The sequence below is a fragment of the Sulfurospirillum sp. hDNRA2 genome, from assembly GCF_024206095.2.
Taxonomy (GTDB): Bacteria; Campylobacterota; Campylobacteria; order Campylobacterales; family Sulfurospirillaceae; genus Sulfurospirillum.
In genome coordinates, this window is sequence record NZ_CP159800.1 from 1,699,623 (window position 1) to 1,717,074 (window position 17,452).

General features: G+C 44.8%; 15 protein-coding genes. 8 read left to right on the top strand and 7 right to left on the bottom strand.

What is annotated here, in order from left to right:
* Window positions 1–118: 118 nt before the first annotated feature.
* From NL930_RS08570 to NL930_RS08580, 3 genes are all read right to left on the bottom strand, one after another.
* Window positions 119–1,354, bottom strand: a complete 1,236-nt coding sequence (locus NL930_RS08570) for a GNAT family N-acetyltransferase (protein WP_254376377.1) — start codon at window positions 1,352–1,354, stop codon at window positions 119–121.
* Between the two features lie 22 nt (window positions 1,355–1,376).
* Window positions 1,377–2,639, bottom strand: a complete 1,263-nt coding sequence (locus tag NL930_RS08575; protein WP_254376378.1) for a serine hydroxymethyltransferase — start codon at window positions 2,637–2,639, stop codon at window positions 1,377–1,379.
* Between the two features lie 247 nt (window positions 2,640–2,886).
* The gene (locus NL930_RS08580) at window positions 2,887–4,497 is read right to left on the bottom strand and encodes a methyl-accepting chemotaxis protein (RefSeq protein ID WP_254376379.1); all 1,611 of its coding nucleotides are present in this window, start codon (window positions 4,495–4,497) and stop codon (window positions 2,887–2,889) included.
* A 342-nt stretch (window positions 4,498–4,839) separates the two neighbouring features.
* Here NL930_RS08580 and NL930_RS08585 point away from each other — a divergent pair, with 342 nt between their 5' ends.
* Window positions 4,840–5,217 carry a helix-turn-helix transcriptional regulator gene (locus tag NL930_RS08585; RefSeq protein WP_254376380.1) on the top strand — a complete coding sequence of 126 codons (378 nt, stop codon included), beginning with the start codon at window positions 4,840–4,842 and terminating at the stop codon, window positions 5,215–5,217.
* Window positions 5,204–7,201 (top strand): heavy metal translocating P-type ATPase, encoded by a 1,998-nt coding sequence (locus NL930_RS08590; protein WP_254376381.1) that lies wholly within the window; start codon window positions 5,204–5,206, stop codon window positions 7,199–7,201. Before NL930_RS08585 ends, NL930_RS08590 begins: the two co-directional genes overlap by 14 nt.
* A gap of 25 nt (window positions 7,202–7,226) precedes the next feature.
* On the opposite strand, the gene NL930_RS08595 is transcribed toward NL930_RS08590, so the two are convergent.
* From NL930_RS08595 to NL930_RS08605, 3 genes are all read right to left on the bottom strand, one after another.
* The gene (locus tag NL930_RS08595) at window positions 7,227–8,006 is read right to left on the bottom strand and encodes a hypothetical protein (protein ID WP_254376382.1); all 780 of its coding nucleotides are present in this window, start codon (window positions 8,004–8,006) and stop codon (window positions 7,227–7,229) included.
* A 106-nt stretch (window positions 8,007–8,112) separates the two neighbouring features.
* The gene (locus tag NL930_RS08600; RefSeq protein ID WP_254376383.1) at window positions 8,113–8,577 is read right to left on the bottom strand and encodes a threonine/serine exporter family protein; all 465 of its coding nucleotides are present in this window, start codon (window positions 8,575–8,577) and stop codon (window positions 8,113–8,115) included.
* A 2-nt stretch (window positions 8,578–8,579) separates the two neighbouring features.
* Window positions 8,580–9,311 carry a threonine/serine exporter family protein gene (locus NL930_RS08605; protein WP_254376384.1) on the bottom strand — a complete coding sequence of 244 codons (732 nt, stop codon included), beginning with the start codon at window positions 9,309–9,311 and terminating at the stop codon, window positions 8,580–8,582.
* 216 nt (window positions 9,312–9,527) lie between these two features.
* Here NL930_RS08605 and NL930_RS08610 point away from each other — a divergent pair, with 216 nt between their 5' ends.
* The 6 genes from NL930_RS08610 to NL930_RS08635 all read left to right on the top strand — a co-directional run bounded on the left by NL930_RS08610 (window position 9,528) and on the right by NL930_RS08635 (window position 15,733).
* Window positions 9,528–10,883, top strand: coding sequence for a hypothetical protein (locus NL930_RS08610; RefSeq protein ID WP_254376385.1), 1,356 nt, complete (start codon window positions 9,528–9,530; stop codon window positions 10,881–10,883).
* A gap of 151 nt (window positions 10,884–11,034) precedes the next feature.
* A complete protein-coding gene (locus NL930_RS08615) occupies window positions 11,035–12,408 on the top strand; it encodes a circularly permuted type 2 ATP-grasp protein (protein ID WP_254376386.1) in 1,374 nt (457 codons plus the stop codon).
* The gene (locus tag NL930_RS08620) at window positions 12,405–13,067 is read left to right on the top strand and encodes an alpha-E domain-containing protein (RefSeq protein WP_039675012.1); all 663 of its coding nucleotides are present in this window, start codon (window positions 12,405–12,407) and stop codon (window positions 13,065–13,067) included. Before NL930_RS08615 ends, NL930_RS08620 begins: the two co-directional genes overlap by 4 nt.
* Window positions 13,057–13,830 (top strand): transglutaminase family protein, encoded by a 774-nt coding sequence (locus tag NL930_RS08625; protein ID WP_254376387.1) that lies wholly within the window; start codon window positions 13,057–13,059, stop codon window positions 13,828–13,830. Before NL930_RS08620 ends, NL930_RS08625 begins: the two co-directional genes overlap by 11 nt.
* Window positions 13,827–14,780 (top strand): M14 family metallopeptidase, encoded by a 954-nt coding sequence (locus NL930_RS08630; RefSeq protein WP_254376388.1) that lies wholly within the window; start codon window positions 13,827–13,829, stop codon window positions 14,778–14,780. The genes NL930_RS08625 and NL930_RS08630 overlap by 4 nt, the downstream gene beginning before the upstream one ends.
* On the top strand, window positions 14,777–15,733 hold the full coding sequence (locus NL930_RS08635; protein ID WP_254376389.1) for a M14 family metallopeptidase: 957 nt from the start codon (window positions 14,777–14,779) through the stop codon (window positions 15,731–15,733). The genes NL930_RS08630 and NL930_RS08635 overlap by 4 nt, the downstream gene beginning before the upstream one ends.
* 41 nt (window positions 15,734–15,774) lie before the next feature.
* Here NL930_RS08635 and NL930_RS08640 read toward each other — a convergent pair whose 3' ends face one another.
* Window positions 15,775–17,385, bottom strand: coding sequence for a methyl-accepting chemotaxis protein (locus NL930_RS08640; protein WP_254376390.1), 1,611 nt, complete (start codon window positions 17,383–17,385; stop codon window positions 15,775–15,777).
* Window positions 17,386–17,452: the final 67 nt, after the last annotated feature.

Genomic DNA, 17,452 nt, shown 5'->3' on the forward strand with positions numbered 1-17,452 from the left:
CTCTCTTGTGATCTCGTTGCGTGACATTATAGGCTAAAATAGTCCTCATATTTTACCCTCAATTGCTCACTTTTTGCCCATAATAGGCGTAACCGTTTTGCAACCGATAACGTTTATACTAAGATGAAAGAGGAAGAGTGCGTCCTTGGAAAGGTTTAAATCCTAGCGTTTCGCAAGGTATGGAGAGTGCGGGTATATCGTCTAAAAGCGTTACGGTATGAAAGCCCATCGTTTTACATGTAAAAAGAGCATGCTCCAGCAACAACGCCTCAATGCCTTGATGTAAAAACGCTTCTTCAACCACCAATGCCTCTAAAACAGCACTTTTTTGAGCCGTTGCGAGTGAGGTATGATGCGTTACGTGAAGCATGCCAGCCACTTCGTCTTCGTGCGTTGCAACATAAAGTGCGCCCAAACGCTCCTCGTGTATCCAAGCACTCAAATGCTCTAAAGAAGCGTGCGGAAGCAGTCGTGCTAAAGCGTTGATATCTTCAACTTTAGCACGCCTTACCTCAGAAGATAAAGGCTGATGCGTCGACTCATACGCAATGAGTATCTTTTTACGCTCGATGCCCCAGCGATACCCGCTCATCGCACCGCTTTTGGCAATGACACGGTGGCAGGGAATGAGATAACCGATGTGATTTTTCCCGATGGCACTGGCAACCGCTCGCACGGCATTGGGTTTGTCGATATAATTGGCGATGTCTTGGTAGGTCGCGATCACGCCATTGGGGAGATTTAACAGCGCTTTCCAGACATTGACTTGAAGGTTCGTTCCCTTGACCAAAAGGTTGTATTTTTTATTTTTCAGAAAGATATTTTCCAAATAACGCGCAGCTTTACCATCGTCATGCACCAAGTTCGCATTTTCCCACAGCTCTTGAAAACGCTTGAAAATCGCCTCTTGATTCTGGTCGATAAAGCCTAAAAAACAGATGCCTTTATCGGTGTAAGCGATCAACGCTTGCCCAAAAGGGGTCAGTCCAAAACCGTACGTGATGGTGACGTCTTTTCCTTTTTCGCGCCACTCCTTAGGCGTCACACCGATCAAGTTCACAAACAGTTCATGCAACCGACTCACACTGGAAAGTCCGATGTCAAGGCTACTGTCCAAAATGGACTTCGACTCTTTGATGTGCTCTTTGGCGTAATTAAGCGTCACCGAGTGCAAAAACTGTTTGGGTGTCACGCCCACATACTCTTTAAACACGCGGATAAAATGGTATTTGCTCATGCCGATACTGCTAGCAATCACGTCGATGGAGGGCTGTTCTTTAAAATGCGCATCAATGTACTTGATCGCTTTTTCAATCAGCTGATAATTGGTATGCAACACTTCCATCTCTCTCATCGTATGCCCCTTACCTTTTCACTTAATACGTCGCACTTTCGTACACGTGAAAGTTTTTCAAAAGTGCCACTAACTCTTTTTTAATCTTTAAATGTAAAGCTAAATTATCTCTATTTTCCAACACATCGCAAATACGACGCGCGATCCATTCAAACTCTTTTTCTTTCATACCCAGCGTCGTTAAAGCCGCAGATCCGATGCGAATACCTGAGGTTAATTTCGCACTTCTGGTATCGCCTGGAACACTGTTTTTATTCACGGTTATACCTGCATTTTCCAAGGCGGTGCTCGCCTCTTCACCAGAATAATCTTTGTTTAGTAATGATACCAAAATCAAATGGTTATCGGTTCCACCACTGACCAAATCAAAACCCCGCTCAAGCAAAACCTCGCCCAAAACGCTGGCATTGCGTTTGACTTGCTTGGCATACTCTTTCCACTCTGGCTTTAACACTTCACCAAACGCCACCGCTTTTGCCGCAATGACATGTAGCAGTGGACCGCCTTGGATTCCTGGGAAAATAGCCGCGTTGATCTTTTTTGCAAGCGCTTCATCGTTGGTCATAATGACACCACCTCTAGGACCGCGCAGTGTTTTATGCGTTGTCGAGGTGACGATATGCGCATACGGGAAAGGGCTCCTATGTTCCCCCGCGGCAACAAGTCCTGCAACGTGCGCGATGTCGGCAAATAAAAGCGCACCCACCGCGTCCGCAATCTCTCGAAACGCAGCAAAATCAAGCTCACGCGCATACGCCGAAGCGCCGCATACGATCATTTTAGGTTTAACAATCTTCGCAATTTCCAAAACCTTGGCATAATCAATATAACCATTTGCATCGACACCATAGCTAAACGATTGATAATTTTTACCCGAAAAACTCACCTTCGCACCGTGTGTTAAGTGACCACCTTGCTGTAAATCCATACCCAATAATTTATCATTTGCATTTAAAAGTGCCGCATACACCGCGCCATTAGCTTGACTACCCGAATGGGGTTGCACATTGGCATAGGTACATCCAAAAATCTCACACAACCTGTCAATGGCAAGTTGCTCGATCTCATCGGCACATTCACAACCATTGTAATACCGCTTTTGTGGGTAACCCTCAGCGTATTTGTTGGTAAAAATACTTCCTGTTGCTTCCATAACAGCACGTGAGGTAAAATTCTCACTCGCGATCATCTCAAGATGCGTGGATTGTCGCTCAAACTCATTTTGCAAAATTTTAAAAACGGCGTCATCTGCTGTGGATAAACGATCATTACTGATATAACTCATCTGATCTCCTTTTGGGTTGATGAGAGATAGTTTAGCCGTAAATAACATTTCACTCAATCCAAAAATTGCCAACTTATTTTTATGAGAGCAATTTTTGGATTATTCTTACAAAAGGGGGTAAATCTTTTGACTTTTTGCCTCTTTTTTTCTTTACATGTAAAAAGACACTTAAAGCGGTAACTGACCCTTTTTGTCTAAAGAAAAGAGTCAGTTCATAAAACAGAAGAAGTTTAAGAAAGCAAATAGCTTACGATTTAAACTGTCCTAGTTTGTGGTTAAGGTTCTCAGCAAGTTTAGAAAGATGATCGGCAGCACTAGCGATCTCTTCTACACTTCTGGCATTTTCACTCGTAATAGCGTTAATATTTGTGACAAGATCAACGATCTTTTCTGTATCGTTAGCAATTTTATGAGAGTTCTTAGCACTGGTAGTTACCGACTCTACGCTCTCTTGCATCACGGAAGTCGTATGGGTAATGGTATCTTCCACAGTGGTTGAAACAGAGGCTAAGCGTCTAATATTTTGGGCATTTTTACTCATGTGATCTGAAGAATTCACAATGGCTTGGACAATGACATTGATGGTGGCATTAATTTCAGTCAAACTTTTTTGCGTACGTTCGGCTAGTTTTCGCACTTCATCGGCAACAACGGCAAATCCCCTTCCATGTTCACCTGCACGTGCGGCTTCAATCGCGGCATTGAGGGCAAGAAGGTTGGTTTGATCGGCGATATCGGAGATAACGGTTAAAATTTCTTTGACTTGCTCAGCATCTTTACTCATCTGTTCTAACTGTCCAGCCAAAGTCGTTTCTGCTTCACTGGCAAGCTCAACTTCATTTTTCAGCATGACGACTTCATTTTTCGCAGATTCAAGTTTTTCTCCTGCGACACCTATACTTTTTTTCATCGATTCGGACAGTAACGCCGTCTCTTGAACAAATTTTTTAATAGAGACAATCTCTTCAATGGTATTGTTGACAATTACCGTACTATGCTCCGCATTACGACCTATTTGCATACTGGTGGTGCTGAGTTCATGCGAAACGGAAGCGTTCTCACTGGAAGAGTGTTTGACATCATCAATAATCACTTCTAAGGTATCGACTAAGCTATTGAAACTTTGTACGATCGCTTCAATCTCATTTTTCTTGCCGTACTTAATTCGAAATCTCAACTCTTTGTTTTGAACAAAACCTGCAATACCGTCACGAATCAGTGAAACGCCTTGCATAATGTTATTTCGGATTACAATGCTAAAGAAGATAACAGCTAGAGTAATCATTATAGCAGATCCTATGACCAGTAAACTCGCATGATCTTTTGTCGAAACAGCTTCTTTCGCATCTGTCTCGGCAAGTTGTCGATTGTACTCCATCTGTTGAACAAAAGAGTTTGTCATCGCATTCATAATCGTAGGATTTTTAAAGAAAATATCTCTCGACGCTTCTTTATTGTTTTCTTTTGAAAAAACAATCGCTTTATCCACAAGCTGAAGGTACGCGTTCACAGCGACGCGATCTTTTTGAAGAAACTCTTTATCCGTATCATCCGATATAAACGGTTCATATTTTTTTAAAGACTCCTCAAGGAGTTGTTTTCTTTTTTCAAGATCATTTTCGATCTTTTGCATAACACTTAAATCATCTTGAGCAATATGCTGCCAAATCAAAACTCGAATCATAGAGGCGTTAAACAGAGCATCACTCAGTATTAAAATACTGGGCAAGGCATCAACGTTACATGTATTTGTTTTTTGATAGACCGTTTCCATTTTTTGGATAGAAATACTTAGGACTCCTACGAGACCTAAAATAGCAATGAGCAGCATTGCTAATAATTGTTTTGAAATGCTCATTAAATTCTCTTCCTTTTGATTTTTTGATTGGTTTGGCTACGAAATACGAGGTTTTTCGACATCATCCATAACGTTTATGACCTATCGTGATCTTTACTATTGTCACAAATGCTTTATCCAAAAAACGATATTACATAAAGTGTGTAGCAAGAGAATAGCTTTGCATTACGCATACAATCAAAGAATGGGCATACCAAATTTTCAATTTTTTACCCTCCTTAGTTCTTTACATGTAAAAACTTTTTGAGTTTGCCTATCATTTTAAGCCTTTTCTAATCTGAGTTGTTTTAACATATGAGCAGTTGTTCATATGAACAGTTATACATTTTAAAGGAGCATGCGATGGGTGATGAATTTTGCAGTTGCGACATAGTGCACGAAAACGTCATCGAAATGGTGAAGAAGAAAATGCCGCAAGAGGAAAAACTTTACGACCTTGCCGAGCTTTTTAAGGTTTTTGGCGACACCACACGTGTGAAGATCATCTCGGCTCTGTTTGAAGCGGAGATGTGTGTTTGCGACATCGCAGAACTGTTACACATGACACAGTCTGCCATCTCTCACCAACTTCGAGTCCTTCGTCAAGCACGGCTTGTCAAACACCGTAAAGAGGGAAAAGTCGTCTTTTATTCACTCGATGACGAACACATCAAAGACATCTTTAACCAAGGCTTAGAACACATTTTAGAACCACGAGGATTTGAGTATGCACTTCAGTGAAAAAGCACCCCAAACCTGCGATGCGACAACGGGAAGTTGTTGCAGCAGATGCCAACCCATCGTCCCAGATCATGCCCATCACGACCATGATCACGATGAACACGACCACCACCACGGTTTAGGAGATTCGAGTTTAAAAGAGATGCTTACATCGTGGCATTTCATCACGTTTTGCATCGGTGCGGTGCTTTTTATCGCCGCTGTTTTGATGGACGAGAGTCATCCTTGGCTATTTTGGACGTATCTGCTTAGCTTTTTTCTAGTGGGTGGCGAGATCCTCTATATGGCGGTTACCAACCTTTTCAAAGGGCATGTTTTTGATGAAAACTTTTTGATGGGACTCGCCACCGTGGGCGCGTTTAGCATCGGCGAATACCCTGAGGGTGTTGCCGTGATGCTCTTTTTTAGAGTCGGTGAATTTTTCCAAGACTTAGCGGTCGATCGCTCTCGCAAGTCTATTACCCAGTTGATGGACATTCGTCCCGATTTTGCCAATCTTCAAAGCGAAGATGGTGAGCAAAAAGTCAACCCAAGTGACGTGACACTTGGCAGTCGCATCATCGTGAGACCGGGAGAGAAAATACCGCTTGATGGACTCATCATCGAAGGGCGTTCCACACTTGATACCTCAGCATTGACAGGCGAATCTTTGCCCAAAGAAGTGGATGTCGGCAGTGACGTACTCTCAGGAACCATCAACAAAACAGGCGTCATCATCGTTGAGACAACCAAACTTTTTTCAGAATCCACCGTTTCAAAAATCTTAGACCTTGTGCAAAATGCAGGAGCTAAAAAAGCGAAAACAGAGCAATTTATCACAACGTTCGCGAAGTATTACACGCCTTTTGTCGTGATCTCCGCGGCATTACTTGCCTTTTTACCGCCACTTCTGATGCAAGACGCACTGTTAAGCGAGTGGTTTAGACGCTCGTTGGTTTTCCTGGTCGTTTCATGCCCGTGCGCATTGGTCGTTTCCATTCCACTGAGTTTCTTTGGAGGCATCGGCGGTGCGTCTAAAAACGGCATCTTGGTCAAAGGTGGTAACTTTCTTGAAGCGCTCAACCGTGTCGATACCGTCGTGTTTGATAAAACAGGAACGTTGACCAAAGGCTTTTTCAGCGTCACATCGGTTCGCGCACTTCACGGTCACAGTGAGATCGACGTCCTCCGTTTGGCGGCTCTTGCGGAGATGCACTCCAACCACCCCATCGCGGTCTCCATCAAACGCGCGTACATTGAGCCTTTGGATGCTGTTGTGAGCGATTATGAAGAACTTGCAGGGTATGGTGTCAAAGCGATCATCGATGGCAAAACCGTTCTTGCGGGCAATGCCAAACTGTTGGTCGAACACGCCATCGCGCATGAAGCGATCGACACGCCTGATACGGTAGTGTATATCGTGGTTGAGGGGCAACTCATCGGCTCTATCCTCATCGCCGATACGCCTAAGGAAGATAGCAAACAAGCTATCTTAGCGCTTAAAGCACTGGGTATCCAAGACATCGTGATGCTCACGGGAGACAACCAAACCGCCGCCAATAAAGTCGCGCAGGAACTTGGCATCACCCACGTTGAAGCCGAACTTTTACCGCACCAAAAAGTGGAGAAACTGGAAGCCCTTATGGCGAAAAAAACGGGTAACGGCAAAACCGTCTTTGTGGGCGATGGCATCAACGATGCACCTGTTTTGGCGCGCGCTGACATCGGCATTGCCATGGGAGGCGTTGGAAGTGACGCCGCGATCGAAGCTGCGGACATTGTCATCATGACCGACGAGATCAGCAAAGTCGCCACCGCACTTAAAATCGCCCATAAAACCCACGCCATTGTGTGGCAAAACATCATTTTCGCACTGGGTGTTAAAGGGGCTATTTTGATTATGGGTGCGTTTGGAATTGCCACGATGTGGGAAGCCGTCTTTGGAGACGTAGGCGTTGCACTCATCGCCGTACTCAACGCTACTCGTGTTTTAACGCATAAGTGAATGCCTTTTTTTAAAGGGCATTTACTTATGCTCCTCCTTTATAAGCAAGATTATATATTTCACCATTACCATTATAAGAAAACTTATATTTATTTATTTTTTTCAAAAAATTTTCAATTTCAGAGTCATGATAAGATACTCCTCTTGTATAGTTATTATGACTAATTGTACGTAAATATTTTGATACTATAAGGTAACCATTCAATTGCATTAACATGTGCTCAATTTCTTTTGGGACTGTAGGATATGATTCTGGAGATATTAAATGATTATGTCGGAGCGATTTTACAGGTCTATCAGTACAGTGTCCATGAGCATAAGCATTTCGCCAAGATATTAATTTTTTTAAAGCGTCGTAAGGTTTGGAATCTTTAACTGGAGAATCTGTAAGTGTAGCTGAAATAATAAGTAGTTTTTCCATAGGGCTTAATTTTTCTATAGACTCAGACACATCTTTTTTTAAATTAAAAACACTGATCATATTAAGTAAATCTTCTATTTCTATGGCTGCCATAAATACGGATAATTCACATTTTAATTTAATCTTAGATTCTATTTCATATAATGGTTCAGATATATCCATAAATTCTTCATCATCTTCTTCAAAATTGGGGTTACGATCCAAATAATTATCTAGCAGTGCTTGAGTATTAGGAAGAATCTCAAGGAGCTTTTTTAAATATATACATAAATTTTCCAACGCATCTGTAATTTGAAATATTGTTCCAGAACTTCTCCAATATGGAGGAGGCATTTCAAAGGGATCATTAGGTAAATCACTTAAAGTTTTATATTCTTCTATCACAATATTCTCCGTACTTATTTAAGTCAAATCTATATTACTAACCTTCTAAACTAAATTTTTATTAATAGCATTCTATCAAAACCTTTACATGTAAACACCAAAACCTCTAAATAATCGGCTGTTTGCGCTTCGTATAATACATCGAAGGCAATACCAAGCCAAAGGCAATCGCAAATAAAATACTCACCGCGTGCAAGCCGTTTTCGATGAAACGAGAGAGCAAAACATCGGTGACGCCCTCGGTGTTCATTCGCACAAGGCTGATCATCATCTCATACGCGTAGGTTCCGGGAATCATCGGAATGATAGAAGCGACCGTGTAAACGGGTCTGGGCATCACATAACGGCGTGACCAGAACACGCCGATAATGCCGATCGTCGTCGCGGCGATAAACGTGGAGAGTTCGATGGAAAGATGCGCGTGCATGAGCACATCGCGAAGCCCGTACGTCAACGCACCACCTGCTGCACAAAAGGGCAATGCAGAACGGGGCACGTTAAAAATCATTGCAAAACCCACAGCGGGAATCGCCGCCCACAAAGCGTCCAATAAAAGACTCATCCATTCCATCGTTACCATCCTTGCACTCCCAAAAGTCCCATGGCAAGCATAATGCCCAGTGATGCCATCAAGGTCATCAGCGTCGCTTGTGCCCAACGTCCCCAGCCCATGCTGATGTAACCTTTAAAAGCATCCAACATGGAGTTGATATAAGGAAAACCCGGAACAAGGAGCAAGACACTCGAAGAGAGTACGATGTGCCCGGTGGTGCTAAAGCCCTCGAAAAAGGCAAAACTCGCGATGAGGGTACAGACAAATGCGGTAAACGCAAAGACGATCAGCAACGAATAGTTACGCCGTGAAAGCTCCCTGCGCACACTCATCCCTACCGATGCCGCCACAAACGTGATGAAAAAACCCGCCCAATCCGCTCCTTGCAAATGACTAAACGCCGCGCATGAAAGACCGATCATGGGGATAATCAACCATCCAGGATACGCATTGGCGTGAATGTTTGCCAAGGCATATTCAACGCGCATAATGTCGCGCGGATTTTGCTCCGCTTCAATGCAGATCGTAACGATCTGATGGACGATGGACATATTGATCGGCTGTTCGTACGCGCGCCTCGTACTCGTTACGGAAGAATCACCGATCAATGTGGTTAACACGATAGCCGAGGGAATCAACGACATCTCAATGGAAGTACACCCAAGCGCTACACCCAAGCGAGAGGAGAGTTGCTCGATCAAACGGCTCTCCGCCCCATACTCCAAAAGCATCGTCGCCACTTTAACAACCACGGCGGTAATCCTTGTCTGTTCTTCTCTTGAGATCGTGGGAAATCCTTTGTATGTTCTATGGATAGAATCATAGTTAAAATAGGTTTAAAATGAAAAGAGAACCATATTTTTGAGATACACGATCACCTTTTTTACGCTTACATGTCACGTATGTCCTCTTGGTTTTCCTCTAACCATCATTTTGCTACAATAACGCATTTAAATCCGGAACGAACGATGAACAAGCTCTGTAAAATAGCCCTTTTAGCCATTACGTTTTTACATGTCGCAAAACTTTTTATGCCCGTGAGTTTGGAGCTTTTATCGTTTTTTACGGCCGTGTTGTTTGTCTGCGGTTTGGGAATGCAAAAAAAAGGATTCTTGCGCATTACGGTGCTTTTTTTCGTTTTGGGAACGACGATCCTCCTTACATACCGCCTTGCCTTTCCCGTCTGGATGCAATCGCTCACGTCTATGACCAACATTATCGCGATTATCGTCGTCATGCAACTCTTTTCCATTCCCATCGAAGCGGGACGTTACAGCGACACCGTCGAGTATTGGCTCAAAAAACTGTTTCGTAAAGAGAGTTCGCTTTACTTTTTTGCGATGCTCGTCACTAACCTTTTTTCGAGCTTTTTACTCTTCGGAACCGTTCCCGTCATGGTTGCACTCTTCAACAAAGCCCTCAAAAACAGCGTTTTAGACTATCAACGTTTTTTTGCGACCGCGATTATGCGCGGTTATGCGCTCGTGCTTTTTTGGGCACCCGGAGCCGTCATCATCTTGTTGGTCATGCAAGTGACGCACGTGTCGTGGTCGGAACTTTTCGTACCGGGCTTTTTGTTAAGCACGATCGGACTTATCACGTCGTACCTTTTGGAGCATACGTTGCGCTTCAACCGCCCCGTCCTTTCAGAGCCGTTTGAAGCCTCCGCAAACCTTGCGCACAATGCCCCGAGACAAACGGTGCATATCGTACTGGTCGTCGTTTCGCTTTTACTTTGCATCGCCCTTTTGGAGTCTTTTTCCATCGGCACGGCGACGGGAAGAATTTTGCTTGCGGGTTTTATGATTTCCGTCGTTTGGATCGTTTCGTTTGCGAAGCATCCCAAGCTTGTTGCGATCTTAAAAACGTATGCGCAAAGCGGCATCACGCAAGCAACCGACTTTGCGGTCTTTTTTATCGCGGTAGGCTTGTTTGCGGGAGCGATCGATCATAGCGGTATTTTAATGCACGTTCAGCCTCTCTTGCAAGAGAGCATCAACCGTATGGGCATTTTTTCCATCGTCGTCATACCGCTTTTATTTATCATTATTGCGATCTTCGGTATCCACCCGCTTGTCCTTGCGGTCATGTTCGGCAAAATTTTACTCTCCCTCTCGTTGCCGCTCTCTTCCGTTTCGGTGGCACTTCTTTTGATCTTAGCGGCGGCGATTTCGTTTATCGTTTCGCCCTTTGCCGGTATGTCGCTGATGACCGCCAAGTTTTTAAACGTCACGCCGCTGGACGTTTCACTACGATGGAATCTGCTCTTTTGCACGCTTTTTTTGGCGGAAGGGATTTTATTTGCCTATGCATGGTCTTTATAACGTACTTAGAATATCTTTTGGCGCCTTTTTTCCCAATACGACACGTTGTTTAAAAAATAACCAAAAAATTACGTTTTTATTCGCTTCCTCTGCTTATTTTTGTGCTAAACTGCTTGCATCACATTGACGTGAAAGGGCAAAGGTAACGGTCATGATAGAGTCACACTCTCCCCTCTACGATGCTTTCAAAAGCGTCTTAAATACCATCGATACGCAACGCGTCCAAGAGTTACTCGCCTACATGAACACCGAGGCGATCAATTTCAATCTCTTTAAAAACAATGCCTTTATCGAACGTAAATTTCCGTTCGATATTATTCCGCGCATCGTTTCCCACCAAGAGTTCATGTACCTTGAAAAAGGCATTCAACAGCGCATTTACGCCCTCAACCTCTTTTTAGAAGACATTTACGGTGCGCAAAAAATTCTCAAAGACGGCATTATTCCCAGCGAATTCGTCTTCGCGTCCAAAGCCTATCTGCCCGCGTTTGCGAATACACCCGTATCAAAGAACATTCGCGTGCATATCAGCGGAATCGATTTGGTCAAAAACAGCGTCGGCGACGGCTGGGTCGTTTTGGAGGACAATCTACGCGTTCCAAGCGGCGTGAGTTATCCGCTTTCGTTGCGTATTTTGACGCGCAAAGTTTTTCCCGAATTTTTTGAAAAGCTCCCTATTCAAAGCGTGCACGATTATCCCAAGCGTCTCGAAGCGGCGATGGACTACGTCAATACGGGCGGTATTAACGTTATTCTTACTCCCGGACGGTACAATTCGGCGTTTTACGAACACTCGTACCTTGCCAAACAAAGCGGTACGGTCTTAGCGACGGGAGACGACCTCTTTGTCGAAAAAGACAAAGTCTACCTGAAAACCTATCTCGGCAAAAAAGCGCGCGTCGGTGCGATTTACCGTCGTCTCGACGACGATGCGCTCGATCCGGTGGAGTTCAATGCCGACTCGCTTATCGGCGTACCGAACATCACCCAAGCCTACCGTGCCGGCAATATCGCGCTTATGAACAGCATCGGAAACGGCATCGCCGACGACAAAGGGATTTATTACTTCGTACCGGCGATGATTCGTTATTATATGAACGAAGAGCCGATCTTACAAAACGCGCCGACGTATTTGGCATTTTTTGAAAAAGATCGCAATCACATCTTGCAAAACCTACGCACGCTCGTCATTAAAGATGTCGCCGAAGCGGGCGGATACGGCGTCGTTTTCGGCTCTAAACTCTCCAAAAACGAGCGCGAAGCCCTCAAAGACGCTATCATCAAAGAGCCCAGACGTTTTATCGCCCAAGAAGTCATCGAATTTTACGACATCGAGTGCTTAACGAACGAAGGAACGTTAAGCCCGAGAAAAGCCGATCTTCGAATGTTTTCGATCTTTAGCGACGATATTTTCATCTGGCCGTGCGGCTTGACGCGTTATGCTATGGATCCGAGCAGCTACATCGTCAACTCTTCCCAAGGCGGAGGATTTAAAGATACGTGGGTTTTAAAGGAGAGCAAATGATCCTCATTTCACCGCAAACTGCCGAAAGCCTCTACTGGATGGGACGATACATCCAACGTGCCGAGAGTATGACGCGTCTTATTATCGCGCTGTTCGATAAAATTATCGACGAAAACTTCAACGAAGCCAAAGATCTGTACGAAAAATTGGGTATCGCGCTTCATTATACTTCTTCGCAGGCGTTTTTGCGTAAAAGCGTCTTTGAACTTGATTTTATCAGTTTGCTCTACGTCATCAATACCGCACGCGAAAATGCGATTTTGACGCGTTCGCATCTGCCCAATCGTATGTTTAGCCGTATTAACGCTTTGTATTTAAAATACCAAGCCGCTAAAGAAGAGCCTACGGTCTCGATTTATTGGCTCGAATCGACGCTTCAAGAACTCGATGCGATCTGGGGCAATTTGGAACTCTCTTTGGTAGAATCCAAAGAAGCACCGCTCATCGAACTTGGAAAAGTCGTCGAACGTATGGACCTGAGTATTCGCCTGTTCGACAGTATCGAAGCGGCTGTTTGGGATACAGAAAAGCTTAATGTCATTGCCGATAAAATACGTCCCGGTCACAAAAAAATTCTTTTATCCAGTAGCCAAAAAGCCAAAGCTTTAGCTACGATCAATTCGGTATTTGGAGCTTTAATCACATCTCATGAAAGTTAATTTTTCGTATGATTTTACCCTCACGTTTCCAGAATCCGTGAGAGACCATCGCTACTGTTTGCGTATCGTTCCTTACGAAAACGCTATACAAACCTGTTCCAACCTTGACATACGCGTCAATGCGAATGCGGCGTTCGAACAAGGAACCGACGGTTTTGCCAACCGTTTCGTATACGGAACCATCGCAAAACCGCACAAGAGTTTAAGCGCACACATCGAAGGCGAACTCGAACTTTTACCCTACGTCTATTGCGACGAAGAGCCTCCCGCTCTTTACAACGCACCTTCGCCGCTTGTGAGCTTTTGCGCGTTGATGCAGGCGTTTTTGGACGAAACGACGCTTCCGGTGAGTGCTTTTCGCAAGGCTTTTATGCTCACGCAAAAAATACGTGATAGCTTTACGCTGATCGAAAGTACCAAAGCGGAAGGGTTGGAGAGTTTTTTACTCTATAAAGAGGGGCTTCGAAACGATTTTAGCCATCTTTTGATTGCTTTATTGCGACATGTCAACATTCCCGCTCGTCTGTGCCACGGTTTTATCGAAGGCGAAAATAAAACGCATACGTGGGTCGAAGCATGGATGGAGGGCGATTGGAGAGGATTCGATCCGATCAAAGGCATCGTCATTCACGACGAACCTTACGTAAAATTGGCGCATGGACGCGATTTTTCCGATTGTGCGATTTACAAAGGCAGCTATATCGGCAAGCGTCAACACATCTTAAAAATTACGGGGCAAATAGGAAGGGAAGAACAACAATGATCGAAGAAGTTTTCAGCGTTCAACTTCCCGTCAACGAGACGCTTTCGCTCAAACGCAACCGCTTTGCGCCGAGCGATATTACAAAAGCGACCAAGCGCATTTCGATCGTTACGGGCATTCACGGCGACGAAATCGAAGGGCAATACGTCTGCTACTTGCTTGCCAAATGGCTCAACGCCAACCCTGAGGCGATTAAAGGTATCGTCGATATTTATCCCGCCATGAATCCGATGGGCATCGATAGCATTACGCGCGGTTTTCCGTTTTACGACGTCGATCTGAACCGTACGTTTCCGGGAAGCACTTCCGATTTTTTACCCGCGCAAGTCTCCAACGCGATCGTCGATACGGTTAAAGGAAGCGACTATGCCATCGATATTCACGCAAGCAATATCTTTTTACGCGAACTACCCCAAGTGCGCATCAGCCGCGCTAATGCCGACGAGTTGGTTCCTCTGGCGGAAAAACTCGGTATCGATTTTATTTGGGTGCATGATGCGGTAACGGTTTTGGAGTCGACCTTTTCGCATGCGATGAACACACTCGGTACGCGAACCTTGGTCGTGGAAATGGGTGTTGGGATGCGGATTACCAAAGAGTACGGACAAAACCTCACACGCGGTCTTTTGAACCTGATGGCACATGTAGGCATTATCGACAAGCCGATTTTACCGCCGACGACGCTTGCGGTTTCAACGCTTAATTCCGAAGTTTTTTTTATCAACGCCTCCAAAGCGGGCGTTTTTATTCCCATTTTAGAGCATAACGTCAGCGTACTGCGTGGCGAAAAACTCGGAGAAATCATCGATCCTCTTTTGGGCATCGTCCAAGAGACCATCATCAGCCCGTGCAACGGACTTTTATTTACGATTCGCGAATACCCCGTCGTTTACGAAGGCTCTTTGATTGCTCGCATACTAGAAGACCCCAAAGAGGAAGCAAGCGTATGAGAGAAGAAGTTTTATTTGAAATCAGCTCTTTGAGCCGCAATCCGCTTAAAGTCAAAGGGTACCGCTTTGGACGAGAAGGTACGACGCCTAGTTGCGTGATCGTGGGACCGATGACGGGAAACGCGATCGATCAACTGTGGATCGCATCTCAAGTCGTACGCTTTTTACGCCAACAAGAACTCGCAAACGCCGCATTTATCAAAGGCGAAATTCTCGTCATTCCTACGGTCAATCCCTATTCCTTCAATATGGGCAAAAGCTTCTGGCCGCTCGATAACACCGACATCGACGTGATGTTTCCGGGCTACGATAAAGGCGAAACGACCCAACGCATCGCCGCACGGCTATTTGAAAAAACCAACAACTACGACTACGCAATTTTACTCGAAGCTAGAAAAGATCACGTCGAGTGTATCCCTTATGTCAAAGTGTTGCAAACGGGTCGCGAAAATATCGATCATGCCCGAGCGTTCGGGCTGGATTTTATTCATCTCAAAGAGCCGAGCCCTAGCGATACGGTTTCGCTGAACTACAACTGGCAAATCTGGAACGCACAATCGTTTTCGCTCGTCTCGGGTAAAAAAGGCGTTTTACAAAAAAACGAAGCCAATAAAGTGATCGATGCGATCATTCGGTTTCTTTCGCAAAAAGGGCTGATCGATTATGCGACGTTTGCGGCATCAAGCGGCAATATCATCACGCAAAACGACATTGAAGCGATTAAAAGCACCGCCGCGGGACTCTTCGACGCACTGGTTCCCATCGGCGAATGCGTTGTTCACGGTCAACCTTTGGGACGTATTTTTAATGCACTGGAAGGAACGTTGATGCAGACGATTATCTCTCCGTGCGACGGCATCGTTTCGTGTCGCTACGACTATTCGATGATTTTTCAAAATGCGATCGCGTACCGTATTATCAAAGCGGAAGCGGCACTAAATCGTTACATGTAAAAAAGGAGAGGAGCAAAGAAGTCTTTGCCCCTAAACGCAGATTACGAGCGGAATTGGTTGAGTTTGGTATTGAGGTTTTCGGCTAAACGCGAGAGATGATCCGCCGCCGCGGCGATCTCTTCGACGCTTCGAGCGTTTTGACTGGTCAGCGTATTGATGTTAGAAACCATAGAGACGATTTTATCGGTGTCGTTGGAAATCTTATGCGAATTGGACGCACTCGTCGTTACGGACGTCACGCTCTTTTCCATCACGTCTACCGTTCCCAAAATCGTCGATTCGACGCCGCTGGAAACATCTGTCAGCCTTTGAATATTTCGAGCGTTTTTATTCATCTGATCGGACGAATCCACGATCGACTGAACGATGACGTTGATGGTCGCGTTAATCTCGGTCAAAGAGGCTTGCGTACGTTCGGCAAGCTTTCGCACCTCATCCGCAACGACGGCAAATCCGCGTCCGTGTTCTCCGGCACGTGCCGCTTCGATGGCGGCATTGAGCGCCAATAAATTCGTTTGATCCGCAATATCGGAGATGACGGTCAAAATTTGTTTGACCTGCTCGGCATCGTGACTCATCTGCTCCAATTTGTGCGCCAATGCGCTCTCGGCCTGACTGGCGTTATCGACTTCGTTTCGCAACGAAATAACCTCTTCTTTGGCATTGTTGAGCTTTTGACCCGCGGAGGCGATCTCCGTTTTCATCGTTTCGGAGAGTTGTGCCGTCTCTTGAACGAAACGTTTGATCGTATCGATCTCGTGAATCGCGTTTTCGACGATCAAAGAGCTTTGCTCGGCATTGCGCCCGATTTGCATACTGGTCGTGCTGAGTTCATGCGAAACCGATGCGTTTTCGTTAGACGAATTTTTGGCGTCTTCGATCGTGTTTTCTAGCGTATCGACCAAGTCGTTGAAACTCTTGACGATCTCGTTGATTTCGTTTTTCTTGTCGTAGCTAATGCGAAATTTGAGCTCTTTGGTGCGAACGAAATTTGTAATACTGTCGCGAATCAAATGCACGCCTTGCAAAATATTTTTGCGAATCGCAAAGCTTAAAACCAAAACCGAAAGACCCACGGCGAGCGCAACCAAAATCATCATCAACGTTGCATTATCTTTCGTATCTACGGCAATTTTTGCATCATTTTGCGATAAGGTTTTATTGTACGCCATATGCTCTTCCAAAAGGGTATTGAGTGCCGTGCTTTGTGTACGCAAGTTATACAACAATGCTTTAGCTTCTTCGTTTCTATCGGCTGACGACAAGGTAAAGAGTTGCTCGGAAATAGCGATAAAAGGAGTAATTAGCTCTTTTTCCTTAAGGTACATCTCTTTATCTTTTTCGTCGGAAAGTAAACTTTCGTATTTTTTATAGCTGGCGTCGAATTTTGCCTGATACTCGTGAAAACGTTTTTCAATCCTTTGAAAATCTTCCGTAGTGTGAGCCGTAATATGTTCCCACAGTCTCACGCGCATCTGATTAAATTCGTTTTGCATGTCCGCCATAATTAAAACGCTCGGAAGCGAATTGACGTTACAGGTATTGGTTTTTTCAAACACTTGATCCATTTTGCTTAGTCCGATACCGAAAATAGCGATAAGCCCGAAAATAGCGATGGATAGCATCATCATCAATTGTCGTGAAATACTCATAGTTGACTCCTTTATGATCTTGTATGAAATCATAACTTAGCGAGTGTGACAAATGCGTTGTATGCTA